Source organism: Mycobacterium sp. ENV421, assembly GCF_002887815.1.
Taxonomy (GTDB): Bacteria; Actinomycetota; Actinomycetes; order Mycobacteriales; family Mycobacteriaceae; genus Mycobacterium.
Genome location: NZ_PDHO01000007.1, coordinates 63,962 through 88,158 on the forward strand (window position 1 = coordinate 63,962; position 24,197 = coordinate 88,158).

Annotated in this window: 29 protein-coding genes, 3 tRNA genes and 1 pseudogene; 19 read left to right on the forward strand and 14 right to left on the reverse strand. The window is 64.8% G+C overall.

The window, feature by feature from the left end:
* Positions 1 to 100: 100 nt before the first annotated feature.
* Positions 101 to 1,351 carry a KasA/KasB family beta-ketoacyl-ACP synthase gene (locus CRM90_RS11120; RefSeq protein ID WP_102807040.1) on the forward strand — a complete coding sequence of 417 codons (1,251 nt, stop codon included), beginning with the start codon at positions 101 to 103 and terminating at the stop codon, positions 1,349 to 1,351.
* Here CRM90_RS11120 and CRM90_RS11125 read toward each other — a convergent pair whose 3' ends face one another.
* Positions 1,352 to 2,236, reverse strand: coding sequence for a cyclopropane mycolic acid synthase family methyltransferase (locus tag CRM90_RS11125; protein ID WP_158249006.1), 885 nt, complete (start codon positions 2,234 to 2,236; stop codon positions 1,352 to 1,354). It lies immediately after the preceding gene.
* 62 nt (positions 2,237 to 2,298) lie between these two features.
* Entirely contained in the window at positions 2,299 to 3,228 is a 930-nt protein-coding gene (locus CRM90_RS11130) for a cyclopropane mycolic acid synthase family methyltransferase (RefSeq protein WP_102807186.1), read from the reverse strand.
* A gap of 107 nt (positions 3,229 to 3,335) precedes the next feature.
* On the opposite strand from CRM90_RS11130, the gene CRM90_RS11135 reads away from it, so the two are divergent.
* The gene (locus CRM90_RS11135) at positions 3,336 to 3,881 is read left to right on the forward strand and encodes a class I SAM-dependent methyltransferase (protein ID WP_102807187.1); all 546 of its coding nucleotides are present in this window, start codon (positions 3,336 to 3,338) and stop codon (positions 3,879 to 3,881) included.
* Here CRM90_RS11135 and CRM90_RS11140 read toward each other — a convergent pair.
* The gene (locus CRM90_RS11140) at positions 3,878 to 4,735 is read right to left on the reverse strand and encodes an NYN domain-containing protein (RefSeq protein WP_102807041.1); all 858 of its coding nucleotides are present in this window, start codon (positions 4,733 to 4,735) and stop codon (positions 3,878 to 3,880) included. The two genes, CRM90_RS11135 and CRM90_RS11140, sit on opposite strands and share 4 nt — an antisense overlap.
* Before the next feature lie 156 nt (positions 4,736 to 4,891).
* On the opposite strand from CRM90_RS11140, the gene CRM90_RS11145 reads away from it, so the two are divergent.
* Entirely contained in the window at positions 4,892 to 6,142 is a 1,251-nt protein-coding gene (locus CRM90_RS11145) for a L,D-transpeptidase (RefSeq protein WP_502693260.1), read from the forward strand.
* Between the two features lie 166 nt (positions 6,143 to 6,308).
* Positions 6,309 to 7,577 (forward strand): L,D-transpeptidase, encoded by a 1,269-nt coding sequence (locus CRM90_RS11150; protein WP_102807043.1) that lies wholly within the window; start codon positions 6,309 to 6,311, stop codon positions 7,575 to 7,577.
* Between the two features lie 4 nt (positions 7,578 to 7,581).
* On the opposite strand, the gene CRM90_RS11155 is transcribed toward CRM90_RS11150, so the two are convergent.
* From CRM90_RS11155 to CRM90_RS11165, 3 genes are read right to left on the reverse strand one after another with little or no spacing between them, the layout of a single operon-like run.
* Positions 7,582 to 8,247, reverse strand: a complete 666-nt coding sequence (locus CRM90_RS11155) for a hypothetical protein (RefSeq protein ID WP_142391356.1) — start codon at positions 8,245 to 8,247, stop codon at positions 7,582 to 7,584.
* A 41-nt stretch (positions 8,248 to 8,288) separates the two neighbouring features.
* A complete protein-coding gene (locus tag CRM90_RS30220; RefSeq protein WP_142391357.1) occupies positions 8,289 to 9,011 on the reverse strand; it encodes a hypothetical protein in 723 nt (240 codons plus the stop codon).
* Position 9,012: 1 nt separating this feature from the next.
* Positions 9,013 to 9,675 carry a hypothetical protein gene (locus tag CRM90_RS11165; RefSeq protein ID WP_142391358.1) on the reverse strand — a complete coding sequence of 221 codons (663 nt, stop codon included), beginning with the start codon at positions 9,673 to 9,675 and terminating at the stop codon, positions 9,013 to 9,015.
* 157 nt (positions 9,676 to 9,832) lie between these two features.
* Between CRM90_RS11165 and usfY the strand changes: the two genes are divergently transcribed.
* Complete coding sequence (gene usfY / locus CRM90_RS11170) at positions 9,833 to 10,138, forward strand: protein UsfY (protein WP_102807047.1); 306 nt, start codon at positions 9,833 to 9,835, stop codon at positions 10,136 to 10,138.
* A 408-nt stretch (positions 10,139 to 10,546) separates the two neighbouring features.
* A pseudogene (locus CRM90_RS31440) lies at positions 10,547 to 10,762 on the forward strand (IniB N-terminal domain-containing protein); the annotation flags it as partial.
* 27 nt (positions 10,763 to 10,789) lie between these two features.
* Here the strand turns inward: CRM90_RS31440 and CRM90_RS30940 are convergent.
* Complete coding sequence (locus CRM90_RS30940) at positions 10,790 to 12,031, reverse strand: hypothetical protein (protein WP_102807048.1); 1,242 nt, start codon at positions 12,029 to 12,031, stop codon at positions 10,790 to 10,792.
* A gap of 12 nt (positions 12,032 to 12,043) precedes the next feature.
* Between CRM90_RS30940 and CRM90_RS30945 the strand changes: the two genes are divergently transcribed.
* Positions 12,044 to 13,471 carry a hypothetical protein gene (locus tag CRM90_RS30945; protein ID WP_102807049.1) on the forward strand — a complete coding sequence of 476 codons (1,428 nt, stop codon included), beginning with the start codon at positions 12,044 to 12,046 and terminating at the stop codon, positions 13,469 to 13,471.
* A 73-nt stretch (positions 13,472 to 13,544) separates the two neighbouring features.
* Here CRM90_RS30945 and CRM90_RS11185 read toward each other — a convergent pair whose 3' ends face one another.
* Positions 13,545 to 14,288: a glucose 1-dehydrogenase gene (locus tag CRM90_RS11185; RefSeq protein ID WP_102807050.1), complete on the reverse strand. Its 744-nt coding sequence runs from the start codon at positions 14,286 to 14,288 to the stop codon at positions 13,545 to 13,547.
* A 37-nt stretch (positions 14,289 to 14,325) separates the two neighbouring features.
* A complete protein-coding gene (locus tag CRM90_RS11190) occupies positions 14,326 to 15,114 on the reverse strand; it encodes a bestrophin-like domain (RefSeq protein WP_102807051.1) in 789 nt (262 codons plus the stop codon).
* Positions 15,115 to 15,176: 62 nt separating this feature from the next.
* Here CRM90_RS11190 and CRM90_RS11195 point away from each other — a divergent pair, with 62 nt between their 5' ends.
* A complete protein-coding gene (locus CRM90_RS11195) occupies positions 15,177 to 15,965 on the forward strand; it encodes an alpha/beta hydrolase (RefSeq protein WP_102807052.1) in 789 nt (262 codons plus the stop codon).
* A gap of 60 nt (positions 15,966 to 16,025) precedes the next feature.
* Positions 16,026 to 16,256 (forward strand): deoxyribodipyrimidine photolyase, encoded by a 231-nt coding sequence (locus CRM90_RS11200; protein WP_102807053.1) that lies wholly within the window; start codon positions 16,026 to 16,028, stop codon positions 16,254 to 16,256.
* Between the two features lie 17 nt (positions 16,257 to 16,273).
* On the opposite strand, the gene CRM90_RS11205 is transcribed toward CRM90_RS11200, so the two are convergent.
* The 5 genes from CRM90_RS11205 to CRM90_RS11225 form a co-directional block, all read right to left on the reverse strand.
* Positions 16,274 to 16,864 carry a TetR/AcrR family transcriptional regulator gene (locus tag CRM90_RS11205; protein ID WP_102807054.1) on the reverse strand — a complete coding sequence of 197 codons (591 nt, stop codon included), beginning with the start codon at positions 16,862 to 16,864 and terminating at the stop codon, positions 16,274 to 16,276.
* Positions 16,865 to 16,870: 6 nt separating this feature from the next.
* On the reverse strand, positions 16,871 to 17,566 hold the full coding sequence (locus CRM90_RS11210) for a crotonase/enoyl-CoA hydratase family protein (protein ID WP_102807055.1): 696 nt from the start codon (positions 17,564 to 17,566) through the stop codon (positions 16,871 to 16,873).
* 78 nt (positions 17,567 to 17,644) lie between these two features.
* On the reverse strand, positions 17,645 to 18,454 hold the full coding sequence (locus tag CRM90_RS11215) for a DUF8453 domain-containing protein (RefSeq protein WP_102807056.1): 810 nt from the start codon (positions 18,452 to 18,454) through the stop codon (positions 17,645 to 17,647).
* Between the two features lie 31 nt (positions 18,455 to 18,485).
* Positions 18,486 to 19,220: a glycoside hydrolase family 25 domain-containing protein gene (locus tag CRM90_RS11220; RefSeq protein WP_102807057.1), complete on the reverse strand. Its 735-nt coding sequence runs from the start codon at positions 19,218 to 19,220 to the stop codon at positions 18,486 to 18,488.
* A gap of 36 nt (positions 19,221 to 19,256) precedes the next feature.
* The gene (locus CRM90_RS11225) at positions 19,257 to 19,973 is read right to left on the reverse strand and encodes an MBL fold metallo-hydrolase (protein WP_102807188.1); all 717 of its coding nucleotides are present in this window, start codon (positions 19,971 to 19,973) and stop codon (positions 19,257 to 19,259) included.
* 143 nt (positions 19,974 to 20,116) lie between these two features.
* Between CRM90_RS11225 and CRM90_RS11230 the strand changes: the two genes are divergently transcribed.
* From CRM90_RS11230 to rplK, 10 genes are all read left to right on the forward strand, one after another.
* Positions 20,117 to 20,189, forward strand: a tRNA-Thr gene (locus CRM90_RS11230).
* Between the two features lie 64 nt (positions 20,190 to 20,253).
* Positions 20,254 to 20,327, forward strand: a tRNA-Met gene (locus CRM90_RS11235).
* A gap of 40 nt (positions 20,328 to 20,367) precedes the next feature.
* Positions 20,368 to 20,535: a 50S ribosomal protein L33 gene (rpmG, locus tag CRM90_RS11240; RefSeq protein WP_005143733.1), complete on the forward strand. Its 168-nt coding sequence runs from the start codon at positions 20,368 to 20,370 to the stop codon at positions 20,533 to 20,535.
* 67 nt (positions 20,536 to 20,602) lie between these two features.
* Positions 20,603 to 21,082: a (3R)-hydroxyacyl-ACP dehydratase subunit HadA gene (gene hadA / locus CRM90_RS11245; protein WP_102807058.1), complete on the forward strand. Its 480-nt coding sequence runs from the start codon at positions 20,603 to 20,605 to the stop codon at positions 21,080 to 21,082.
* Positions 21,069 to 21,497, forward strand: a complete 429-nt coding sequence (gene hadB, locus CRM90_RS11250; protein WP_102807059.1) for a (3R)-hydroxyacyl-ACP dehydratase subunit HadB — start codon at positions 21,069 to 21,071, stop codon at positions 21,495 to 21,497. Before hadA ends, hadB begins: the two co-directional genes overlap by 14 nt.
* Positions 21,498 to 21,499: 2 nt before the next feature.
* Entirely contained in the window at positions 21,500 to 22,012 is a 513-nt protein-coding gene (hadC, locus tag CRM90_RS11255) for a (3R)-hydroxyacyl-ACP dehydratase subunit HadC (RefSeq protein WP_102807060.1), read from the forward strand.
* Positions 22,013 to 22,203: 191 nt separating this feature from the next.
* A tRNA-Trp gene (locus CRM90_RS11260) sits at positions 22,204 to 22,276 on the forward strand.
* A 100-nt stretch (positions 22,277 to 22,376) separates the two neighbouring features.
* The gene (secE, locus tag CRM90_RS11265; protein WP_102807061.1) at positions 22,377 to 22,826 is read left to right on the forward strand and encodes a preprotein translocase subunit SecE; all 450 of its coding nucleotides are present in this window, start codon (positions 22,377 to 22,379) and stop codon (positions 22,824 to 22,826) included.
* A gap of 82 nt (positions 22,827 to 22,908) precedes the next feature.
* Positions 22,909 to 23,625, forward strand: a complete 717-nt coding sequence (gene nusG, locus CRM90_RS11270; RefSeq protein WP_502693264.1) for a transcription termination/antitermination protein NusG — start codon at positions 22,909 to 22,911, stop codon at positions 23,623 to 23,625.
* Between the two features lie 37 nt (positions 23,626 to 23,662).
* A complete protein-coding gene (rplK, locus tag CRM90_RS11275; protein ID WP_036343413.1) occupies positions 23,663 to 24,091 on the forward strand; it encodes a 50S ribosomal protein L11 in 429 nt (142 codons plus the stop codon).
* Positions 24,092 to 24,197: the final 106 nt, after the last annotated feature.

Sequence of the window (24,197 nt, forward strand, 5' to 3'; positions counted from 1 at the left end):
CCAACGTTGTTGCAAGCATATCAGCTTGACGCCGGTATATATTCCCGGAGTAGCGGGTATCCCTCGCGTCACCTGGACGCGACCGAAGGGGTCAGCGGTTATGACAGTGTTGCGGACCGGCGACGGACTCGCCGATGTGGTGGTCACGGCAGTGGCGTCGACCACTGCTCTGGCGCCGGACGCCGAAGAAACCTGGCAGCAATTGCTCGAGGGCGGCAGCGGAATTCGCCAACTCGACAAGTGGTTCATCCACGAATACGAGTCGCCGGTGCGAATCGGCGGGACGCTGCGCGAAGACTTCGACGAACACCTCAACCGGGTCGAGCTTCGTCGGCTGTCCTATCTGGGCAAGATGTCGACGGTGGTCGGCCGCAGGCTCTGGGCGGCCGCCGGCTCACCCGATGTTGACACCAGTCGGCTGCTGGTCTCGATCGGTACGGCCCTGGCGAACACCGAAGAAATCGCGGAGGGCGCCGTCGACTGGCACGCCCGCGGTCTGCGGGCGATGTCACCGCTGGCGGTCCAGATGCACATGCCCAACGCGCCTGCCGCCGCGGTGGGGCTGGAACGCAAGGCCAGGGCCGGTGTGATTGCGCCGTTGATGGGCGATGCATCCGGTGCTGGCGCGATCGCGCAGGCCTGGCGGCACATCGTGTTGGGGGAGGCCGACATCGCGATCTGCGGCGCCGTCGAAACCCAGGTCGAGGCGGTGCCGGTGGCGGCCTTCCATGAGCTGGGCCTGCTGTCCACCAACAACGACGACCCGGCCGGCGCGTGCCGCCCCTTCGACCGGCACCGCGATGGGATGGTGCTCGGGGAAGGTGCCGCCATGTTGCTGATCGAAACCGAGGAGCACGCCAAGGCCCGCGGTGCACCGATCCTGGCTCGGCTCCTGGGTGCCTCGACGAACTCCGATGCCTACGACCTCCTCCAGCCGGACCCGACCGGCGAGACGGCGGCTTCCGCCATCGCCCATGCGATCGACCTGGCCGGGCTTCAGCCATCTGACATCGACCATGTCAACGCCCACGCCACCGGAACGACGTTCGGCGACCTTGCCGAGGCCCGCGCGATTCGGCACGCCTTCGGCGGCCACATGCCCGCGGTCTACGCGCCCAAGGCGGCGCTCGGCCACTCGCTGGGCTCAGCGGGTGCGATCGAGGCGGTGCTCACTGTGCAAGCGCTGCGCGACGGTGTCGTGCCGGCCACCCGCAACCTGAAGGACCTCGATCCCGAGATCGACCTCGACGTGGTGGTCGACCGGCCGCGCCGGGGCGACTACCGCTATGCCGTCAGCACCACGATGGGCATGGGCGGCTACAACGTGGTCCTGGCGTTCGGCGCCGCCTGATCAGCGTTTGACCAAGGTGAACTGCCCGACCTCGGACACACCCCGGCGGAAGAAGTCCGAGCAGCCGACGAGGTAGCGCATGTAGCGGTCGTACACCTCGACCGACGTCACCTCAATGGCCCGATCACGGGCGGCTTCCAGCCGCTCCGACCAGATGTCGAGGGTGCGCACGTAGTGCGGCGTCAGGTACTGAAGCTCTTCGACCGCGAAGCCGGCCTTCTCCGAGAATTCGACGACGTCCTCGTCGCAGGGCACCGCCCCGCCCGGAAAGATTTCCTTGGAGATGAACCGCATGAACTTCAGATCCGACATCACGATCGGGATGCCGAGCTCCGGCCAGCGTTTCAGCGGGTGGCCCATGATCGTCTGCAACACCATTCGACCGTCGTCGGGCATCACGCGGTGGCAGGTGTCGAAGAACGCGGCGTAGCGATCCTTCGGAAACGCTTCGAACGCTTCGATACTGACGATCCGATCGACCGGCTCGTCGAACTCTTCCCAGCCGCGCAGCTGAATTTGCCGAGACCGCTTGGTCTCGACAGCATCCAGCACCTCTTGGCCCAATGCGCGTTGATTTCTGCTCAACGTCAAACCGAGGGTGTTCACGTCGAATCTTTGCGCTGCGCGCTTCATCACCGAACCCCAGCCGCAGCCGACGTCCAGCAAGGTCATTCCGGGCTGCAGGCCCAACTTGTCCAGCGCCAGATCGATTTTCGCGAGCTGTGCATCTTCGAGTGACGTGTCCTCACGCTCGAAGTACGCGCAGCTGTATGTGCGCGTCGGATCCTGGAAGAGCGCAAAGAAGTCGTTCGAGAGATCGTAGTGCGCCTGGACATCCTCGTAGGCCGGGCGCAGCTGCGTTGAACCTGAACCACTTTCCGTCATCGTCGGCCGACCCCCTCTTCTTGAGATGTATACGCCGTCACGACGCCAACTATGAAAAAAGGCTAACCGATTGCCTTTTCACACGTGAACTGGCATATGTCGGTGTATCCGTTGCGGAACAGATCCGCGCACCCGGTCAGGTACTTGTCGAAGCGCTCGTAGATCTCTTCTGAGGTGATCGCGACCGCCTCGTCCTTCTTGGCCTCCAAGTTCGCGGCCCAGGTGTCCAGGGTGCGGGCGTAGTGCGCCTGCAGGTGCTGCTCGCGGGTCACGTTGTAGCCGGCCGTGACTGCGTGCTGACGGACCATCGAGGCGAGCGGCAACCGGCCGCCGGGATAGATCTCATCCATGATGAATTTGATGAAGCGCACCCGCGACATCGTCAGCGGGAGCTTCTTGGCTTTGATCTCCTCGTCCTCCGGAATGATGATCGTGTGTAGCAACATCACGCCGTCGTCGGGCATCCAGCTGAAGGTCTTCTTGAAGTAGTCGTCGTACTTGTTGAAGCCGAAGTGCTCGAAGGCGCCGATCGAGACGATCCGGTCGACCTTGCCGTCGAACTCCTCCCACGGCTGCAGCCGGACCTCCATGCTGCGGCCGGTGTCGATGTTCGGGAACCGGTTCTGCTCGATGTGCTTCTTCTGGTTCTCCGACAGCGTGAGGCCGATGACGTTCACGTCGTACTTCTCCACGGCGCGCTGAATCGTCGAGCCCCAGCCGCAACCGATGTCCAGCAGCGTCATGCCCGGTTCCAGCCCGAGCTTGCCCAGAGAAAGGTCGACCTTGGCCATCTGGGCTTCTTCGAGGGACATGTCGTCGCGCTCGAAGTAGGCACAGCTGTACGTCTGGGTGGGGTCCTGCCACAGCTTGAAGAAGTCGTTAGAAATGTCGTAGTGGAACTGCACTTCCTTCTTGTCCGACCCGCGGGTCTGGGACGCGGACTTCGACAGCCACTGCGATGAGGGAGACGTTGTACGGGGTGTGTCAGTCACAGGCGTTCCGTCCTCAGTGCGTGGGTAGGGATCCGACGCGGTGTACCCATTCAGCCTGATCTCAATCATCGCTCTGCGAGGGCGTTTTGCCGACTACCGTGGTCGGCGTGGCAGAGGCCGACGGTGTCCGCTGGGACGGCAAATATGCGGGCCGGACAGCCGGGCCGCCGCGTCTGCCCGAGGTGTTCGCGCCGTACGCCGACGAGGTCCCAACCGCGGGCAACGCGCTGGAGCTGGCCTGCGGATTCGGGCAGGCGTCCGTGTGGCTGGCTGAGCGCGGGCTGACGGTTCAGGCTGTGGACGTCTCGGCCGTGGCGATCGAGCAAGCGCGGGGCCTGGCTAGCGGCCACGGAGTCGGCGACCGCTGCACGTTCTCGGTCGCCGATCTCGACGACGGACTTACCCCGGGGCCGCCGGCCGCGATGATCCTGTGCCATCGGTTTCGCGATCCGGCCCTGTATTCGCCGATCAGCGACCGACTGGCGGCGGACGGTCTGCTGGCGATCAGTGTGCTCAGCGAGGTCGGCGCCGAGCCGGGGCCGTTCCGCGCCCGCGCCGGTGAGCTTCGAGAGGCATTCGCCGGATTGCAGCCGTTGGCTGCGGGGGAGGGCGACGGCCAGGCCTGGCTGCTGGCGCGTCGTCCCCGCCGCTAACGCAGTTTGACCATGCGGGTGGTGGAGCTTTCGTCGAGCTCCACGACGTCGGTGCGGGACCGCAGAAAGTCACTGAACGACTTGAATCCCAACGACTTCTCCGAGAACGACGGGTCCATCCGCTTCATCTGAGCCTTGACCGCAGAGTTGTGCAGCCAGTCGGCGTCGTCTTTGCCCAGACCGATCTGCAACGCCCGCTGCAACAGCGCGGTCGCCGCGGTCTGCGGATCGGGCGACTCCTTGTCGTTGTCGGCCGACTTCGTGCGCCGGGTTCGCTTCGGTGGCTCCTCGGTCGCCGTCGGCTCGACTTCCGGGACACCGGGCAGCGAGTCGTAGATGACGAAATCGTCGCAGGCCGCCGCGAGCGCCCGACTCGACGAACCGGCCACGCCGATGCCGACCACATAGCGGCCCAGCCGCTTGCAGCGCTGCGCGAGCGGGATGTAGTCGGAATCGCCGGCGACGATCACCACGTGCGTGAGGTCGGGCAGCCGGAACATGTCTTCGACGGCGTCGACGGCCAGCCGGATATCGGCGGCGTTCTTTCCGTAGGCCGCGGCGGGGAACAGCTGCACCAAGTCCACCGCCCGGCCCACCAGCTGCTGTTGGTATTCGGCGTTGACGTCGGCGGACCAGTCGGCATACGCGCGCGTCAAAACCACCGTCCCGAACGACGACGCGAAGTCCAGGATCGCCCCCACATCGACACGGGCCCGAGCCAGCTTGGCGGTCTCCAAACCCTTGGCCTTGTCGCGCTGAAAAGAGTTGCGGCCGTTGACCTGGTCGTAGCGGGAGATGACGATGTTGTCGAAGTCGAGGTACACCGCAACACGTGCAGCGCCGGGTTCGGTCATGTGCTCGAGTCTTGTCCATGTTGTGACGCGGCACGCGCCTTTGCCCGAACGTCAAGCGCTCCCAGTGCGTCTATGCTTGCGGGGCCCGGCTGATTTGGGTATCCCGCCAACAGTGGCCAACCTCGTGAAATTTCGCATGGAGCAAACAAGTTGACCGTGAGTCGTCGTGCCCGTGGAGCCTGCCTCGGCGTGGTTCTGGCGGTGCTTGCCGTGCTGGGTGGCGTCGTCGTCACCTCCGCGCCGCACTGCCCCGAGCACTGCCGCACTGAGGCCGCCGCCCTCACTCCACAGCCTGCGCCGTCGAAGGACCCGGCCGCCGTCACCCTCACCCCGGCCGACGGCGCCACCGACGTCGACCCGCTGGGCGGGATCACCGTCGTCGCCAACACCGGCATGCTGACCCACGTCACGATGGTCAATGACGCCGACAAGTCGATCCCTGGTGTCGTCACTCCGGACTTCAAGACCTGGAAGCCGACCGTGCCACTGGGCTACGGACGTTCGTACACCCTCACCGTCGAGGCCCGTGGCCCCGGAGGTGTGCCGTCCACGATGTCGTCGACGTTCCAGACGCTGGTGCCCAGCGATCAGACCCAGGTGTCGTTCACCGCGGCGGGCTGGCAGCCGATCGACGGTGCCCGGCTGGGGATCGGCACCGTCGTCGTCGCGCACTTCGGCGAGCCCATCAGCAACCGGGCTGCCGCTGAGCAGCACCTGTCGGTCACCACCAATCCGCCGGTGCGCGGATCCTGGTATTGGATGGACGACCAGACCGCGCATTGGCGCCCCGAAAAGTATTACGCCCCAGGCACTTCGGTAACGGTGCGGGCCAACATTTACGGGGTGCCGCTCGGCGACGGGCTCTACGGCGAACAGGATTCCACCGCGACCTTCACCATCGGCGATGCCCACGTCTCCGTCGCCGACGACACCACCAAGCAGGTCAGCGTGTTCGACAACGGCAAGCTGGTGCGCACCATGCCGACCTCCATGGGTCGCGGCGGCACCGAGACGATCGCCGGGCAGACCCTGTCGTTCTGGACGCCGCCCGGTGTCTACACCGTGATGGACAAGGCCAACCCGGTGATCATGGACTCGTCCACCTATGGGCTGCCCATCAACTCGCGGCTGGGCTATCGCGAAACCATCCCGTACGCCACTCGCATCAGCCCGGACGGCATCTACCTGCATCAGCTGAACGCGACCGTATGGGCGCAGGGCAACACCGACACCTCGCACGGCTGCCTGAACCTCAGCGGGGAGAACGCCGCCTGGTTCTACGACTTCTCCGTGCCCGGAGACGTGGTGGAAGTGAAGAACACCGGTGGGCCGCCCCTGCAGCTGACGCAGAACGGCGACTGGACAGTGCCATGGAGCGAGTGGGTCAAAGGCAGCGCACTGCACTGAGTTGGTATCGGGAGAATTAAATTTCGCTAATGAATGGATGTTTGCTGCAGGTGGTCGCCGAGTCGGCGTTCTTCGGATGACGATCCGGGCCTGCGGACGTCTATGATCTCAGGCGTCAAAGGTGACGCCGGCAACTCATCGTCGACCTGTTCTGGAGTGATTTTCGGTGGTCTTTTCCCGTCCCGCTCGCACGGCCGGCCTGGTGGTGGGGGCGTTGCTTCTCGCGGTGCTGGTGAGTGACGTCGCCGGGCTGCCGGGGTGCCAGGGCGTGTGCAAGACCGCCACCGCAACCGCCCAGGTGCAGTTGCCGCCCGCGCCGCCGAAGCCACCGATGCTCGGCATCTCGCCGGCGAACGGCTCAACCGAGCTGAGCCCGCTGAGCCGAGTCTCCGCCCAGGTGATTGGCGGCAGCTTGACCAACGTCTCGCTGGTCGATGACTACGGCAACACGCTGGCGGGCGCACTGTCGCCGGACGGGACGTCATGGCAGCCGGCCCAGCCGCTCAAGTACGGGCGTACCTACACGATGCAGGTCGCCAGCCGAGGTGCCAGCGGTCTGCCGCTGGCGCGAACGACCAAGTTCTCCACCGCATCACCCGACTACCTCACCCACGTGTACCTCGAGACGCCGGGTGGGCTGCCGATCCACGACGACATCCGCTACGGCATCGGCACGATCATCGCTGCCCGCTTCGATGAAGACATCTCCGACAAGGCGGCCGCGGAACGCAACCTGGTGGTGACCACGAACCCGCCGGTGCGGGGATCCTGGTATTGGGTCGACGACAGGACCGCCCACTGGCGCCCGGCCAAGTACTACGCGCCGGGCACTACCGTGTCAGTGGCCGCCAACATCTTCGGGGTGCGCGTTGGCGACGGGATGTACGGCGAGGAAAACGAGAAGGCCACCTTCACCATCGGCGACGCGCACGTCTCCATCGCCGACGACACCACCAAGACGGTCAGTGTGTTCGATAACGGCAAACTCGTCCGGTCGATGCCCACGTCGATGGGGCAGGGCGGCTACCAAACCATTGCGGGACGGACGTTTTCGTTCTGGACGCCACCCGGGGTGTACACCGTGATCGACAAAGCCGAATCGGTGACGATGGACTCGTCGACCTACGGTCTGCCGGTGGCCTCGTCGATGGGTTACAAGGTGAAGATCCCGTACGCCACCCGGATCAGCACCGACGGCATCTATCTACATCAGCTGAACGACACGACGTGGGCGCAGGGCAATACCAACGTGTCGCACGGCTGCCTGAATCTCAACGGTTCGAACGCCTCGTGGTTCTTCAATTTCTCGCAGCCCGGTGACGTGGTGGAGGTCAAGAACACCGGCGGTCCGAAGCTGGAGATCTGGCAGAACGGTGACTGGTCGCTGCCGTGGGGCGAATGGTTGAAAGGCAGTGCGCTGACGCCGAAGCCGTAGGGCTTCAGGGCTTCTTGCCGCTCCGGGCCGAGCCGGCTGTCGCTCTGGTTTTCTGTTCGCTGGTGCGCGGTGCTGTAGCGATTCGGTGCGACGACGGTGCCGGTTTGGCGGCAGCAGTCATGCCGGCGTTTCGTTGTGAGCCAGCGAAACCTCGCTTGGCTGGGTGGCTTTGGCTCGTCGATCGCAGGATTCTGGATGATGCTGCTGTCGTCGGTGTCGCGCTTGGCGAGGCGAGCGAACTGAGGTACTTGCCGGTTACCGCCGCGGCCTGGCTCACCAGGTAGATCGGGCCGACCGCCCATCCGGCGACGCCCAGCCCAAGCACTGTCAGAGCTTCCGGTTGATTGAGGCTTCCGCCGAGGATGTGCACCGCTGCGTCGAAGAGCACTGCGACGCCGATGCTCGCCGGAATCGTCATGGGAAAGGCCGCGTACCACACCGGAGTCAAGGCAGCGAGCGCAGCGGTAGCGGCAATCAAGGTCACCGCGCCCTGCAGTTGTTGCCCTGTGACGTTGGCGTGGGCGGACGCCGCGGTGCTCCTTCGAGGTGGTGTGACTTCGGTGTTCGTAGTGAACGCCACGGCGGTGAGATCGACGGCGAGGGCGTGCGTCTGAATTGCGGGCGGAAGGTAGGGGGCCGTGATGTCGGTCGTGTGGGGAGCCGCCACCACGCCGGCGGAGATGATTGCGGCTGCGGCGATAGCAGTGATTCTCATCGGTGAGTTCTCTTGCTCGTCGCGCGGGCGGATCCTGCGGTTCCTGCCTGCTTCTTGCCGGTGGCCTTCGATGTGCGCTTTGCCGTGCGATGCGACGATGCCTTCTGAGCGGTAGATGAACTCGCTCTCGTGCGTCCTGATCCTGCCAAGCCACTCCTGGCGGGAAGGTTAGGGAGCACAGTTCGGGACGCGGGAGTGGAATTCGACTGCACCGAAGCGGACGTCGGTTTCGGCGTCGCGGTCAACGCAATCAGTGGAGATGCCAGAAAGTAGGGCGCGAGTAGGAAGCTCGCGAGGCTCGATTCGAGAATGAAAACGGGGTCGAGTGTGATCGGCTGCATGCTGACGCCCTTGACCAACACGTTCAACAACACCCCGATGCCGACGCTCAGCGGCAACGTAATCGGGAACGTTGCATACCAAGCCGATGCGACAGCGACCACGCCGATAGTCGCCACCACCTGCTGCGGAGTCGGTGGCGCAAAGTTCAGTTGCGGAATCGCCGCCGCACTGCGGTCGGATGTTGCGCTGTTTGCGGTGGTGTGTGCCGCAGCGGTCAGATCAACCGCGATCGTCGACAGCTGTATGGCGTGCGGGTGACGCGGGGCTGCAACGTCCTGTGCGAGCGGCGCGGACACCAGGCTGACCGCGACGACCGTCGCTATGCCAGCTGCGGCGAGCCGAAAGATATTGGCGCTGTTGGTAATCGATTCAGTCATGTCATCGTTCCTTCATCATGGGCCGGCCTGATCGGGCGGCTTGGGGGTGCATCTTGCTGGCTACCGCGGATCTGCTCGACTTGGACCCATGAGGCGTCAGCGCCGGGTCGGGTATGCCGTTTGGGATGGCTGTTCTCGGCGAGCTCGCGACCCCGTGGGCGACGTGGCGTCGCTGGCCTTGTGCGCGGAACTCGGTTGAGTGCCTGCTTGTGGCGACGGTTGCTGCGGTATTTCGCTGTGCGACAGGGCTTGTGACGGCGTAGGAGATGAAGTTCAACGGGGCGTAGACGAATATGTCGAGCGCCGCTTTCACCAGCCATGGATCGGCGACTTTCGGGTTCCGGGCGTCGCTTCCCAATGCGTACACACCCAGCCATCCCGCGAGCAAGAAGCTGACCGGCACGGTGACCGGGAAGGCCAGGTACCACAGGGTCGCTAGTGCGATCGCCTTGATGCCATTGGACGTCGCTTCAGGCGAGAGAGTCTTCGCGGCAGTTGGCGCGGCGGAGGGGGTCAGGTCAACGAAGGCGGCTTGCAGGTCTACCGAGAATGCCTGGCGTGGTGGGTTATGTGGCCGGGCGACCGTGTTCGGCGCGGCCAGCAATCCGATGGCGACGATCACTGCGACGGCGACCGCGGCAAAACGGGAGCCAGGTCCAACCACGTAAACCAGCCCACACATGCGATTCCCCCCGAGAGATCGACTAGTGACGAGGGTATCTGTCACTTAGGTAAATATCAGGTATTTATCAGGGCTAGCTCAGGTGTGTCGTGAGTCACATCCAGCGTATTCTGGGAGGCGTCTCGAGAAGGGAGACGCGATGAAGGGTGCATATCGCGATCCGGTGGATCACTCCCGCACAACACAACCGCATGCCGGCGAATCGTTCATCGACACGCTGTGGCTCCCCGGATTACTACTCGTCGCGCTCGGCGTGGTGGGACTGGTAGGTGTCATCGCAGCGTTGGCCTACAACCATCATGAGCTGCTGCTGGTGCTCGGTTCGATCGCGGCGGGGCTGCTGATTGTCGGAGCGCTGCTGATCATGGCCGAGCATCACCGGGTAGTGCGCGTTGAGCGTCGTTGGCTGGACGAACACCCCAGCCACCCGCATCGCGCGGCATAACGGATCGCTTCTGTGAGCACCCGGGACGCCCCGGGTGTGGGGAGTATCTGTATCCGCCGACACCGCCTCTCACGTGGCGATTTACCCGTTTGCCATTTGCTGATAATTACCTGACTGTCAATAAATCGGTAACGGTTGTGCCTCAGTTCACATTCGGCACTTGCTGATGATTGGTGGCTTGAACAGTATTTATACCGATCCGACTGACAGTGTTCTGCGACGTCGCGGTGGACACCCTAGTGATCCCCTAACCCCCTAATGGGGGTTGCTGGGATATCCCGGTACACCCCGTATCGGGTAGGGGACCGCGCCCCATTTCGGGGTGCGCGTCATCTCCATACCGTGGCTAGTAATCACCGGGCGGGGCCGGCGATCGAGCTTTCCAAGAAGACTAGGAAGGAACGTCCAATGGACTCCCTGCTTCAATTCATCCTTGACCTGTTCAACAACGAGTCGGCGGCACAGACATTCGTGGCTGACCCGAATGCGGCGCTGGCGAACGCGGGGCTGGCCAACGTCAGCCCCGAGCAGATTCAGTCGGTCGCTGCGTCGGCAGTCCCCGGCCTTCAGCTCGTCGGCGGCGACCCGGTTTCCGGCCTGGCTCAGGCCGTGTCGAACCAGTTCGGCTTCGCGCCGGTCGAAGGGCTCCTGTCAGCCCCCGGTGCGGCTGCCGGTGCGGTCGCCGACCAGGCGCTGAATCTTGGGGTCGACGGCGGCTCCAGCTTGGCTGCAGCTGTCGGCGACGGACTTGGCGTGGGCCTGGGCCAGAGCCTCGGTGCCGGACTCGGTGCAGCGCTCGGCGGTGGCGTCGAGACCGGCCTCGGCCTCGGCGGAGCAGTCGGCGGCGGTGTGGAGACCGGCCTCGGCCTCGGTACCGGGCTTGGCGGCGGATTCAACACCGGCGGAGGTCTGCAGACCGGGCTGGGCGCCGGAATTGGTGCCGGCTTCCAAGCCGGACTGAACGTCGAGGTCGAGGCGGGCTTCAACGCCGGCCTGGGCGCTGCGGTTGGCGGCGGCTCCGAAATCGGTGGCCAGACTGGGGTTGGTCTGGGCAGCGGTTTCGGGACCGGTTTCGGTGCCGGCGGTGGTTTCGAGGGTGGTGCTGAGCTCGGTGGTGGTTTCGATGCCGGCCTTGGTGGCGGTTTTGAGGGTGGCACTGAGGTCGGTGGGCAGTCGGGCGTCGGCCTGGGCACCGGTTTCGGTGCTGGCGGTGGCTTCAACGGTGGCGCCGGGCTCGGTGGTGGTTTCAATGCCGGCCTGGGTGGCGGTTTTGAGGGTGGCACCGAGATCGGTGGGCAGTCGGGCGTCGGCCTGGGCACGGGTATTGGGACTGGCTTTGGTGCTGGCGGTGGTTTCGAGGGTGGCGCTGAGCTCGGTGGCGGTTTCGATGCCGGCCTCGGTGGCGGTTTTGAGGGTGGCACTGAGATTGGTGGGCAGTCGGGCGTCGGCCTGGGCACCGGTTTCGGTGCTGGCGGTGGCTTCAACGGTGGCGCTGAGTTGGGTGGCGGGTTCCAGAGTGGTGCCGAGCTTGGTGGGCACAGTGGTTTCGGTGTGAACACCGGCTTCAACGGTGGCGCCGAGCTCGGTGGTGGTGTCAATGCCGGCCTGGGTGGCGGTTTTGAGGGTGGCACTGAGATTGGCGGCCAGACGGGCGTCGGCCTGGGCACGGGTTTCGGTGCCGGCGGTGGCTTCAACGGTGGTGCTGAGCTCGGTGGCGGTTTCGAGAGTGGCGCTGAGTTGGGTGGCGGGTTCCAGAGTGGTGCCGAGCTTGGTGGGCACAGTGGTTTCGGTGTGAACACCGGCTTCAACGGTGGCGCCGAGCTTGGTGGCGGTTTCGAGAGTGGCGCTGAGTTGGGTGGCGGGTTCCAGAGTGGTGCCGAGCTTGGTGGGCACAGTGGTTTCGGTGTGAACACCGGCTTCAACGGTGGCGCCGAGCTCGGTGGCGGCTTCCAGAGCGGTGCGGAACTCGGTGGCGCCGCAGCGGCAGGCGCAGGTGCCGGGGCCGGTCTCGGCGGAGGCGCTAATGTCCACGGACAGACCGGTTTTGGTGGTCACGTTGGTGGTCAGTTCGGCGGCGGCGTCAACGCAGGCAGCAACTTCGCCGCCGGTGGCGGCAGCCAGCTCGCCGGTGGTGCACAGATCAACGACCGCGCTCGGGTGATCGGCACCAACGAGGTCGACGCCGACCGGCGCACCACCCTCAGCGGCAGCACCAACACCAGTGCCAGTGGCGGCGCCGGCGGCTCGGCGAATGTCGGCACCGGTCTCAGCGCTCAGGAGAATGCGAACTTCAACAGCACGTCCAACGTCGGCTTCTCCAGCCCGCTCGGCGGCGCAAGCATCGGCGGCCAGACGGCTGCGGCCGGTGGCGGAGCGATCGGTCTCGGTGGTGCTGGTGTGACTGCAGCCGGCAATGCCGCGGCGAGCAGCACCACTGCCGCGGCCTTCACCAGTCCGCTTGGCGGTGCGACCGCTGGCGCTCAGGTGGCGGCGAGCAACACCGCGGCAGCGAGCTTCCTGCATAACGACGGTGCGGCACTTGGTGGTCAGACCAACGTCGCCGCCGGGTTCGGTGGGCAGACCAATCTCGGCGGAGTGGTCGGCGGCCAGACCCACGTCGCGGCGTCGGAGACGTCGGCCGCGCACGCTGGCGGCCAGACCGGGATCAGCGGTGGGTCGAGCATCGCCGGCGCGGCCAGTGCCTCCGGTGGTGGGAGCTCGAACTTCCTCAACCACGAGGCGACGAGCCTGAATCTGCACAATTCGGTTCAGGCGGCCGGCGCGACGAGTGGCTCGGCAGCGGCCGACCACGTGTCGGCGGGCGGAAACACGTCGTTCCAGAACGCCTTTGGCGGTCAGGCCGACATCCTGGGCCACGACACCGCGGCCCTGGGCGGCCACGGCACGGTCAACACCGGCGTTGGCGCGACCGCGTCGACAGGTACTCACAACTCTGCGACCACCCCGTCGCAGGGCAGCGTCATCCACACCGGTGGTTCGGCCACCGGCGGCGGACAGGTCGCGGCCGGATCCAACGGCGGTTCGGTGATCACCACGACGCAGGGCAGTGCCAACGCCGGTGGCTCGAGTTCGGTTGACAGCAGCCACACCTCGGCGACGGTTGACCAGCATTCAGCCTTCGACGCGTCGAGTCACGCCGCGGCGACTCCGGTGCCCGATCACTCGACGTACGACCAGTCGGCGCATGCGAGCACCGACTACTCGAGTCACTCGCTGTATGACACGAGCCACGACAGCGCGGCGTCGCACAGCCAGGCGAGCGCCGACCTGTCGGCACACAACCAGCTCGACCAGCACCACCCGGGATTCTGACCGGAGAGGCTTGACACAAAATCGGTGGGGACCGCATGGTCCCCACCGATGTGTTTGTGCCGCAGTCGGTTAACTACTCGAACGTTCGGTGCGGGACGTCGGTGATCAGTCCGCCGTCCATCACGAACTCCGAGCCGGTGGCATAGGACGATTCATCGCTGGCGAGGAACAACACGAACGACGACACCTCGTCCGGCTCGCCGAGGCGACCCATCGGGGCGGCGACCAGATCGTCGGGCATGTGTGCGGTCATCGGGGTGCGGATCATGCCGGGATGCAGCGAATTGACCCGAATGTTGTTGGCCGCCAGCTCGAGTGCGGCCGATTTGGTCAGCCCGCGGATGGCCCATTTGGATGCGACGTAGCCGTGGTTGCCCGGGGTGCCGCGCATCGCCTGGATGGACGACATATTGATGATGGAACCGCCGCCCGCATCGGTCATCGGCTCGATCACGGACTTGATGCCGAGCATGGTCCCGGTGAGGTTGACGTCGATAACTCGTTGCCAGCGTTCACGTTCCAGGTTCTTCAGGGTGCGCCGGTAGACGATGCCCGCATTGTTCACCAGCACATTGAGGGTACCGAACTCGCGCAGGGCCAGCGCCACGGCCGCGGCCCAGTCGTCGGGATCGGAGACGTCGAGATGGATGTACCGGGCGTCATGGCCGAGGGCAGCCGCCACCGCCGCGCCTTCGTCGTCGAGCACATCGCCAAGGACCACTTTGGCACCCTCACTGACCAGAAGCCGGGCATGGGCCGCGCCCATCCCGCGAGCGGCACCAGTGATCACCGCAACCTTGCCGTCGACACGTCCCATCCGCCGCACGGTACCCGGCCGGCCGGCTCGAACTGCGTCACTTCCCCGCTAGTTGAGACCAGGTGTCCAGGACGTTCTCGTAGGCCGTCGGCTGGACAGCGATGGAACCCACGAACGGATGCTCCATCGCAAACGTCAGATAGAGAACGAATGCGAGCAGGGAACCGGCCAGCGCGATCAACGCGCCGTGGATCACGACGTCGGAGGAGGGAAAGGTGTAGGTGAACAACAGCATCACCATGCCGCCGCCCAGGAGCAACACCCACAACTCGCCGGGAATCTCCGACTGGCTGCCGGAGATTCGCGTTTTGCGCGCGCTGCCCAGCTCGTCGAGCCGGGCGATGGATTGCTGATAGAACGCGATCTCGCTCTGCTTGGCTGGTTCGATGTGCAGGAAGCTGTTCCACACCGCGGTCAGGTGCTCGGATTGCTGCTCGATGGTCTCGCCGCGTCGCATGCGGGGAAATTCGTCGTCGATGACGTCGTTGGTGTAGTCGATCAGGCTCCGCTGAATCTCGGCCCGGTCGGCGACCGGCAAGCCCGTCGAATCGCGCAGCAGATCTGAGATGGCCGACGCCTCGGCCTCGGTGCCCCGCTCAGCCTGATTCAACTGCTCCCACACCACCACGACGACGAAGGCAACCAGCACGGCGTAGAGCACCCCGGCCAGGTCGAACACGTGGCCGGCCACCGAACCCGATCGTGCCAACCGACGCTGCGGAAGGATGCGTCGGCTCACCACGAGTCCCAACACAGCCAGTCCGACGGTGATGATGACCACCACGAACCCGACGAGCGGCGCGGGCAGCTGCAGGAGCCAGATCACCGAATATCTATTACCGCCGCATTCGTCCGCCAAACAGCGGCCGGCGTCGATAAGGTGCGGCTGTGCTCGAGGTGATCGCCAAGGGCGGGGACACCGCCACACAGCCCACACCGCTGTTGTTCGTGCACGGGGCCTTTCACGGGGCCTGGTGCTGGGACGACCACTTTCTCGACTATTTCGCCGAGCGCGGCTATCACGCTCTTGCGCTGAACCTGCGGGGTCACGGTGCCAGCCCGTCGGCTGTGCCGATCAACTCCTGTGGCGTCCTCGACTATGTCCAGGATGTGAAGACCGTCGCCGATCGCCTGCCGGTGCCGCCGGTGGTCATCGGTCACTCGATGGGCGGATTCGTGGTGCAGAAATACCTGGCAGTTCACGATGCGCCGGCCGCGGTGCTGGTCGCGTCGGCCCCGCCGACGGGTATCGCGCCCGCGACTGTGCGGGTGGCGTGGCGACATCGGCGCCAGTCGGTGCGCACGCGTTCCTTCAGTAGGCCGTTAGATTTCTTTGCAGCGCAGGGTGTTTCACGGGCAACCTTCTATCATTCAGCCACCCCCGACGAGATCGTCGACGCGTGCACGTCGCGGCTGAGCGCCGAAAGCGCCCGGGTGCTGTACCGCGATCTGCTCTTCCGCCACCTCGCCCGACCCAGGCGCGTCAACGCTCCGGTGCTGGTGCTCGGCGCCGAGCTCGACGGGTTCTTCACGCCCAAGGAAGTTGCCGCAACCGCGCGGGCCTACCGCACCGAGCCGGTGATGTTTGCCGGCATGGGTCACAACATGATGCTCGAGCGCGGCTGGGAGTCCGTGGCCGACCGCATTGACAGGTGGTTGGCAGCAACCCTGCGCTGACGCTGCGGTTAGTTCGGGCTTCGAATGGGAAACCAGAGCCGACCTACAAAGGAGGCCCGAATGTTGCACAGCGTCGTGTTGGCGGCCAGCGACAACATCGAAGCGGCGGGGTTCATCCTCCGCGGTATCAAAGGCATCTTCGTCGCCATCGGCAGCATCATCGCCGCGGTCGTCTGTGCCGTCATCGCCGGCGTCAAGGGGCGAAATCCGTTCGGCTGGGGCATTCTTGGCCTGTTCTTCTCGATCCTGACGCTGATCGTCATCATCGTGATCCCCAGCAAAAAGTCGTAGCGCCGCCCCCGGGTGACTCAGGCGTGAAAGCCCGCGAGGACCGCTTGCACCCCGACGTCCCAACGCCGATCGACCGACGATGTCGACGTACCCAGCCAGCGCCCGGCCTCTTGGACGGCCAATCCCTGGGCCAGGGCGAGCAATACGTGTGAGATGTCGACCGCGTCGCCCGCCAGTAAGCCTGCGTCGATGCACCGCTGCACTTTCCCGACGAGAATCTCCCGCACCGTCGGCGCGGTGGCCAGTTGGTCGGGGTCGGGGTCGAGCTCCTGGAACGGCCTGCTGAACATCACTCGGGCCAGCGGCGGGTAGTCGAGGCAGAACCGGCGGAACACCGGAATCACCGCCCGGAGATCGCCCAGTTCGTCGGTCGTCTCGGGGATTGCGACGAGCTCACCGCCCAGTCTGCGGAAACCTTCAAAGAACACCGCCCGCAGCAGTCCGTCCTTGTCGGAGAACAACTCGTAGACCGCGGGCACGGAGGTGCCGGCACGCTCGGCGACGCGGCGGGTGGTGAAGCCCGACATCCCGTCTTCGCACAGCGTGCTCACCGCCACGTCGACCACACGGTCGCGCAGCTCGGGAGTGCGCTGCTTGACCCTGGGCACGAACTACTACATTCCGAACTCGGAACGGATGTTGTCGATACCGTCGCGCATCGCGTCCAGGGTGGCCTGGCGGGCGCGCAGCTTGCTGGCCAGATGCGCACTGGCATTCAGTGCGGTGAACTCATGCGCGGCTTCCTCGGCGCGCGCCAAAACCTGCTCGTTCATTGCGATCTCGTCGATCCAGCCGCCGGCCAACGCGGTTTCGCCCAGGAAGTTCTTGGCCAGACCGACCGCCTGCTGGTAAGCCGACGGCGTCAGCCGCAGCCGCATGATCTCCAGGGCGGGGTAGGGCAGCACCATCCCGATCGCCACCTCGTTGGCCTGAAAGTTGTAGGTAGGACCGGCAATTCGGTGGTCGACGCTGCACGCCAGGAAGGATCCCATGGCGATCGCGTGGCCGGTGATCGCCGCGACGACCGGCTTGGGGAAGGACAGCAGCCGGTGGGACAGGTTGAACCCACCTTGCAGCATCTCGACAGAGGCGTCGATGTCGCCGGAGCGGAACACCTTCAGGTCGAAGCCGCCGCTGAAGACGCGGTCATTGCCTGCGATCACCACAGCACCGGCGTTGTCGGCCTCGGCGCGATCCAGAGCGTCGTTGATCTCCTTCAGCATGGCCGGACTCAGCACGTTGACCTTGCCGTCGTCCAACGAGATCACCGCGACTGCGTCATCTTTGCGATAACTGACCGACCCGCTCATGGATGCTCCTTCGTCGCAGCGTCTAATTTCGTACCGACGTTACGTAACGAAGTTCCGATTTCCAAGAGGCAATCCCGCCTACCCGTGCCGGGGCAGGCGCACGATGTCGGTGGGCTGCTCGGACCTCTCCCGCCGCCATCGGCTCTGAGTTTCCTCGGCAGCGCGCTTCATCCGGGCGATCTCCTCGCGAAGGACGTCGACGCGCGTTTCCTTGGTGGCGAAATGGAAGTAGTCGAGCATGTTGCGCAACAGTTCGAGCTTCTCGCGCTCGCGCCGGGCCAGATCGTGTCCGGTCATCATCTCGACACGGTGCACCGGCTGCAGCGTGTCCCAATCCAGCGCCACCTTGGTGCGGTACACCGTTCGCTTGCGCCCGAAGGTCCTGGCCCACCAGCCCTGCGGCTCGGGCTGGTCGTGGTAGGAAACCAAACCCTCGAACCGCGAGTCGATCGACTCGCCGAACTGGCTGCGATCAAGCGCCGAATCCCACACCGTGCGCCACTCCTGCGCGGGTGCGAGCTCGGGAATGCTTTGGGGCAGAGTCAGTTCCACGATGTCGGTGAACCCGTCCTCGGTATGCTCATATCGAGCCACCGTGGGGGGTTTCGGAAAGGCGAAGCCCACGTCGTAGGCGGCCGTGCTGCCATAGTTGCGGACGACCAGTTCGATGACATGCCAGTCCGCGGAGTGCGGCTCCATGAACATCGCGACGTGCGGCCGAGCCTGCTTGGCGTTGACTCTCTGTTGTCGACGAATCTGCCGATGCGCGTAGATCAACGCCGCCAGCCCCAGCAGCACTGCTGCCCAGGCGGCGACCGCCAACCACGTGCCGGCCCCGACTCCGGTGACATCTCCCCACAGATCCGCGAGATCACTCGCGTTTTCCACCCCATGCGTATATCACAGCAAACCGACGTCCTCAGTATTGACGAGATCGAAAGTTATTGTCGCGCTGGGCCAATCGGCGTTGCAGCGCGTACGGGCTCGCCGCCATCGACGCGCGTCGCCGGCGCACAGCCAGCGTGACCGGCAGTACCGGAGAAATGCCGCAGGCCTGCGCGAACTGCGGCGCGGCCAGGCCGTCCGCCGAGTTCATATCGCAACGGCCGAAGGGCGGCGCCCCTTCCGGTAGCCCGCCGCCGTAGCCCTGTCCGTCGGTGTACTGGTGGGCGATTTTGCCCGGGTAGGGCGGATTCGAGCCGTAGGAGGCCACGACCAGTCGGATGCCGTCCGGTTTGGTGGGCCACAACCGATTCAGGTCTCCGACATTGCCGTAGCCGATCACCTTCGCGGTCGAGCCTACGAAGGCGCCAACCTCGCGGTAGGCCGCGTTGATCCCCGCGGACTGGTCACCGGAGATCTGGCCGCCCCATGACTCGACGTCGATCATCACCGCCATCTTCGGATGTGGTTCTCGCACTTGGGATTTGAACGTCTCCACGGTCTCGCGCCAATTCGGCCGCCACACGAAGTAGACGATGAAGAAGGTCAGGCGCCCGCTGTCGACATTGCTCAGGCACCAGCCGTAGTTGTTCACCCAGTGACAGTCGCGGTAGGTGCCGTCATTGGAGCGGATACACAACACCGGATACGGATAGGTGTCGTTGACGCCGACCTGCCACTCCGAAACGTCGGCATACAGGGTGTCGGCCATAGCTAATTATGGCTATTGCCAACGTAATTGGAAGTATCAGGCGCCCATCAGTGTGCGCCATTGGTCCAGGCTCGACGCCTTGTAGACGTAGTTGGACCGCTTGACCTCGGACAGTGCGGCGCTGGGCTCGATCGAGTACCAGTGCCCTGGGAACACCGTCGGATCGCCGGAAAGCGCGGCAAGCTGCTGAAGGCTGCGAAACATCTCGTCGACGTCGCCGCCGGGGAAGTCGGTACGCCCGCAACCGTCCAGGAAAAGCGTGTCGCCGGCCACCAGGCGGCCGTCGAGCAGGAAGCACTGGCTGCCCGGCGTGTGACCCGGAGTGTGCAGCAGCTCGATGTCGATGGCGCCGACGGAAACCTTGTCGCCGTGCTCGTGGGCGGTCAGGCTACTCATCGGGATGCTGGTGACCCGCGAAACCCAGAGGGCTTCGTGGGTGTTGACGTGGACCGGCACCTCGACCCGCTCGAGTAGCTCGGCCAGGCCCGCGAGGGTGAAGCCCATCATCGACCCACCAACGTGATCGGGGTGGTGGTGAGTGACCAGCACCCCGGACAAATGCATACCGTCGGCCTCGAGCGCGTCGACCAGGTCGCCGGCTGCATAAGCCGGATCGACCACGACGGTGTCGCCGGTCTCCCGGTCACCGATCAGGTAGGCGAAGTTGCGCATCTGCTGCGCCATCATGTCGCCGGCGGCAAAATCCCGGCCGGAGAGCAGTTGGCGGAAATACAGACGATCCGTCGATGCCATGGCTTCACAGTAAGCGTCGCCGCCCGACCAGGTCAGCGCGGCCTCGGGGGGCCGGTCGAGCTCGCCGACGAGCGGTTTGGCTGAGCCCATCCGCAGGCTGTACCCTCTTTAAGGCCCACGGCTGTACGTCGCTCGCGGGTCACGCCCCCTTAGCTCAGTCGGCAGAGCGTTTCCATGGTAAGGAAAAGGTCAACGGTTCGATTCCGTTAGGGGGCTCGGTGGACACTCGGATCTCGTGGCTGACCTCTGGGCGCCGCGGAGCTCCGCAAGTGCCCATCGGGGCGGTGTAGCTCAGCTGGTTAGAGCGCACGACTCATAATCGTGAGGTCGGGAGATCGAGCCTCCCCACCGCTACAGGTAGACGCAAACGAGAACGTGAAAGAAGGCAACGAACGTGGCCTCCAGTACTGACGTACGGCCGAAGATCACCTTGGCCTGCGAGGTGTGCAAGCACCGCAACTACATCACCAAGAAGAACCGTCGTAACGACCCCGACCGTCTCGAGCTGAAGAAGTTCTGCCCGAACTGCGGCCAGCACCAGCCGCACAAAGAGTCGCGCTGATTTCGGCTGGCCGTCGTAGACGACGGCCAGTGAACGGTGCCGAGGTTGACTAGATAGGTCCTGCTTCGTGGCTTTGTCCCAAGAATTGGTCGGGCGGCATTTTCGCTACCCCGACTACTACTTGGTCGAGCGGGAGAAGATCCGCGAGCACGCCAGGGCAATCCAGAACTCCGATCCGGCGTTCTTCTCCCACGAGGCAGCCGCAGAACTGGGCTATGACGCCATTCTGGCGCCGCTGACCTTCACGTCGATGCTGGGTTACGCCGCTCAGATGGCCTTCTTCGAGCACGCCAACATCGGGGTCACCGACAAGCAGATCGTGCAGGTCGACCAGATTGTGAAGTTCTTCAAGCCGATCAAGGCGGGCGACAAGCTCTACTGTGACGTCTACGTCCACGAGATTCGGCAGGCGCACGGCACCGACATCATTGTCACCAAGAACGTGGTCAGTAATCAGGACGACGAGGTAGTACAGGAGACCTACACGACGCTCGCCGGGCGGAGTGAGGAAGACGGAGAGAGTGGCTTCAACGATGGCACTGCGTGAGTTCAGCTCGGTCAAAGTGGGTGAGGAGCTGCCGGAACGGGTGATCACCCTGACCCGCGCCGATCTGGTCAACTACGCCGGCGTGTCCGGCGATCTGAACCCGATCCACTGGGACGACGAGATCGCCAAGCAGGTCGGTCTGGATACCGCGATCGCCCACGGGATGCTCACCATGGGTCTCGGCGGCGGCTACGTGACCAATTGGCTTGGTGACCCGGGTGCGGTGACCGAGTTCAATGTGCGCTTCACGGCGATCGTGCCGGTGCCCAACGATGGCGTGGGTGCCGAGATCGTGTTCACCGGCAAGGTGAAGTCGGCTGACCCCGAGACCAAGACCGTGACGATCGCGCTGGTCGCCACGACGGGTGGGAAGAAAATCTTCGGCCGCGCCGTCGCGATTGCGAAGTTGGCGTAACCATGGCACTCAAGACTGATATCCGGGGAATGGTGTGGGAGTACCCCGACACCTTCGTGGTAGGCCGTGAGCAGGTTCGCCAGTACGCGAAGTCGGTGAAAGCGACCGATCCAGCCTCGATCGACGACAAGGCCGCGGCCGAGCTCGGCCACTCCGGCCTGGTCGCGCCGCCGACTTTTATGTCGATCCTGGCGGTGATGATTCAGAACCACTTCTTCCAGCACGTCGACGTCGGTCTGGAGACCCTGCAGATCGTCCAGGTGGATCAGAAGTTCAAGTTCTACCGGCCGATCGTCGAGGGTGACGCCGTCCGCGGCACGATGTACATCGAGTCCGTTGAGGAGCGGTTCGGCGCCGATATCGTGACCACCCGCAACGTCCTCATCGACCAGCACGGCGAGATGATCATGGAGTCGTTCACCACACTGATGGGGCACGAGGGTGACAACTCGATCTCGGCAGGCTGGGATCCGGAGACCGGACAGGTCCTGCGCAAGCCGGTCGTTCACGACTAACAACGGATTAACACCTGCTTGGTGTGCCGTTGTACACTCGGACCTCGGGGTTTTCCCAGATAAGCGCGCTGTCCGTCGGTTCGGGTTTGACCGAACGGGGAGCGCGCGAATCATGTGGGGGTAAACCGCCGGGGAACAGCGACAACGACGTGCCCGAGCTTGCGAAGGTGAGGAGTGTCGCAGTTAGACAGAGGGGCGTAGCTCAACTGGCAGAGCAGCGGTCTCCAAAACCGCAGGTTGCAGGTTCAAGTCCTGTCGCCCCTGCTCCAACTGAATAAAGCTGGACTGAACATGGTGGACACTGGAGGGTGCACACCGGGCTGGGTACTCCAGTCCACACGTACTCGACACAAAGGAGCATGCGGTGAGCGACGAGCGCGAAAGTGCTGACGCCGCAGGCGCAGGCGACGGTTCTTTGGCTGGCACCGAGGACACCAACGGCGGTCAGGCCGTCGTCGTGACCCGACCCGCGCGTCCCACCGGCAAGCGGTCCCGGCGCGCCGGGGCCACTGCGCTGGCCGAGCCGGAGGAAGTCGAATCGACCGCCGAAGAACTCGGCGTCGAGGACAAGCCCGGCACGAAGACCAAGGCCAAGAAGAAGAAGGCCAAGTCCGGGCCGTCGCGCAACCCCATCCTGTTCGTCTGGAACTACCTCAAGCAGGTCGTTGCCGAACTGCGCAAGGTGATCTGGCCCAACCGCAAACAGATGGTCAGCTACACCAGCGTGGTGCTGCTGTTCCTGGCCTTCATGGTCGCGCTGATCGGCGGGGTGGACCTCGGCCTGGCCAAGCTTGTGCTGTGGACGCTCGGCTAGCGGACGCTGACGTTTTTAGAGAGGACTGACTACCGTGACAACCCCCGAAGGCGACACGCCCACGGGTGAGGCCCTCGTCGACGTGATCGACGAGGACACTGCCGCACCTGAGATCGAGGCGGCGCCTGACGCTGAGGCGACGGACGCCGCCGGCGAGGCCGCCGAGGAGGAGCTCGATCCGGCCGCCGCGCTCAAGGCCGAGCTGCGCAGCAAGCCGGGCGACTGGTACGTCATCCACTCCTACGCCGGCTACGAGAACAAGGTGAAGGCCAACCTCGAGACCCGCGTGCAGAACCTGGACGTCGGCGACTACATCTTCCAGGTCGAGGTGCCCACCGAAGAAGTCACCGAGATCAAGAACGGCCAGCGCAAACAGGTCAACCGCAAGGTGCTGCCCGGCTACATCCTGGTGCGCATGGAGTTGACCGACGATTCGTGGGCCGCGGTGCGCAACACTCCGGGTGTCACGGGCTTCGTCGGCGCGACGTCACGGCCGACGGCGCTGTCGCTCAACGACGTGGTGAAGTTCCTGCTGCCGCAGGGCGCGGCGAAGAAGCCTGGCAAGGCGGCTGCTTCATCGGCGTCCGCTGCGTCGTCCGAGGCCACCCTGGAACGCCCGGAGATCCTGGTGGACTTCGAGGTGGGCGAGTCGGTCACCGTCATGGACGGTCCGTTCGCAACGCTGCCGGCCTCGATCAGCGAGGTCAACGCCGAGCAGCAGAAGCTCAAGGTGCTGGTGTCCATCTTCGGCCGCGAAACACCCGTCGAACTGACCTTCAACCAGGTCGCCAAGATCTGATCGCTGTCTGCGATCGCTAGAAAGGAAACAACCCCGAATGGCCCCGAAGAAAAAGGTCGCCGGGCTGATCAAGCTGCAGATCCAGGCCGGGCAGGCCAACCCCGCCCCGCCGGTCGGCCCTGCGCTCGGCCAGCATGGCGTCAACATCATGGAGTTCTGCAAGGCGTACAACGCCGCGACGGAAAACCAGCGCGGCAATGTCATCCCCGTGGAGATCACCGTCTACGAGGACCGCAGCTTCACGTTCGCGCTGAAGACCCCGCCCGCCGCCCGGTTGCTGCTCAAGGCTGCCGGCGTGCAGAAGGGCTCGGCCGAGCCGCACAAGACCAAGGTTGCGAAGGTCACCTGGGATCAGGTGCGCGAGATCGCCGAGACCAAGAAGGAAGATCTCAACGCCAACGACATTGATCAGGCTGCCAAGATCATCGCCGGCACCGCCCGGTCGATGGGCATCACTGTCGAGTAGCTTGCGGATCGACCAGACAGAAGTCGAGTAATTCGTTCGGCGCCGCATGGGGCGGCGTCGAGCACGTGGCAGGGCTGGCATCGGCCCGCAGAGACCACGACCTCAT

Excerpts from the sequence above, each read along its gene's own strand:
- hadC (WP_102807060.1), top strand. The coding sequence starts at position 21,500 with ATGGCACTCAAGACTGATATCCGGGGAATGGTGTGGGAGTACCCCGAC.
- CRM90_RS11185 (WP_102807050.1), bottom strand. The coding sequence starts at position 14,288 with ATGGGACGTGTCGACGGCAAGGTTGCGGTGATCACTGGTGCCGCTCGC.
- CRM90_RS11140 (WP_102807041.1), bottom strand. The coding sequence starts at position 4,735 with ATGACCGAACCCGGCGCTGCACGTGTTGCGGTGTACCTCGACTTCGAC.
- usfY (WP_102807047.1), top strand. The coding sequence starts at position 9,833 with ATGAAGGGTGCATATCGCGATCCGGTGGATCACTCCCGCACAACACAA.
- CRM90_RS11120 (WP_102807040.1), top strand. The coding sequence starts at position 101 with ATGACAGTGTTGCGGACCGGCGACGGACTCGCCGATGTGGTGGTCACG.
- CRM90_RS11210 (WP_102807055.1), bottom strand. The coding sequence starts at position 17,566 with ATGAGCGGGTCGGTCAGTTATCGCAAAGATGACGCAGTCGCGGTGATC.
- CRM90_RS11200 (WP_102807053.1), top strand. The coding sequence starts at position 16,026 with ATGTTGCACAGCGTCGTGTTGGCGGCCAGCGACAACATCGAAGCGGCG.
- CRM90_RS11220 (WP_102807057.1), bottom strand. The coding sequence starts at position 19,220 with ATGGCCGACACCCTGTATGCCGACGTTTCGGAGTGGCAGGTCGGCGTC.
- CRM90_RS11225 (WP_102807188.1), bottom strand. The coding sequence starts at position 19,973 with ATGGCATCGACGGATCGTCTGTATTTCCGCCAACTGCTCTCCGGCCGG.
- rplK (WP_036343413.1), top strand. The coding sequence starts at position 23,663 with ATGGCCCCGAAGAAAAAGGTCGCCGGGCTGATCAAGCTGCAGATCCAG.
- CRM90_RS11125 (WP_158249006.1), bottom strand. The coding sequence starts at position 2,236 with ATGACGGAAAGTGGTTCAGGTTCAACGCAGCTGCGCCCGGCCTACGAG.
- CRM90_RS30220 (WP_142391357.1), bottom strand. The coding sequence starts at position 9,011 with ATGACTGAATCGATTACCAACAGCGCCAATATCTTTCGGCTCGCCGCA.
- hadB (WP_102807059.1), top strand. The coding sequence starts at position 21,069 with ATGGCACTGCGTGAGTTCAGCTCGGTCAAAGTGGGTGAGGAGCTGCCG.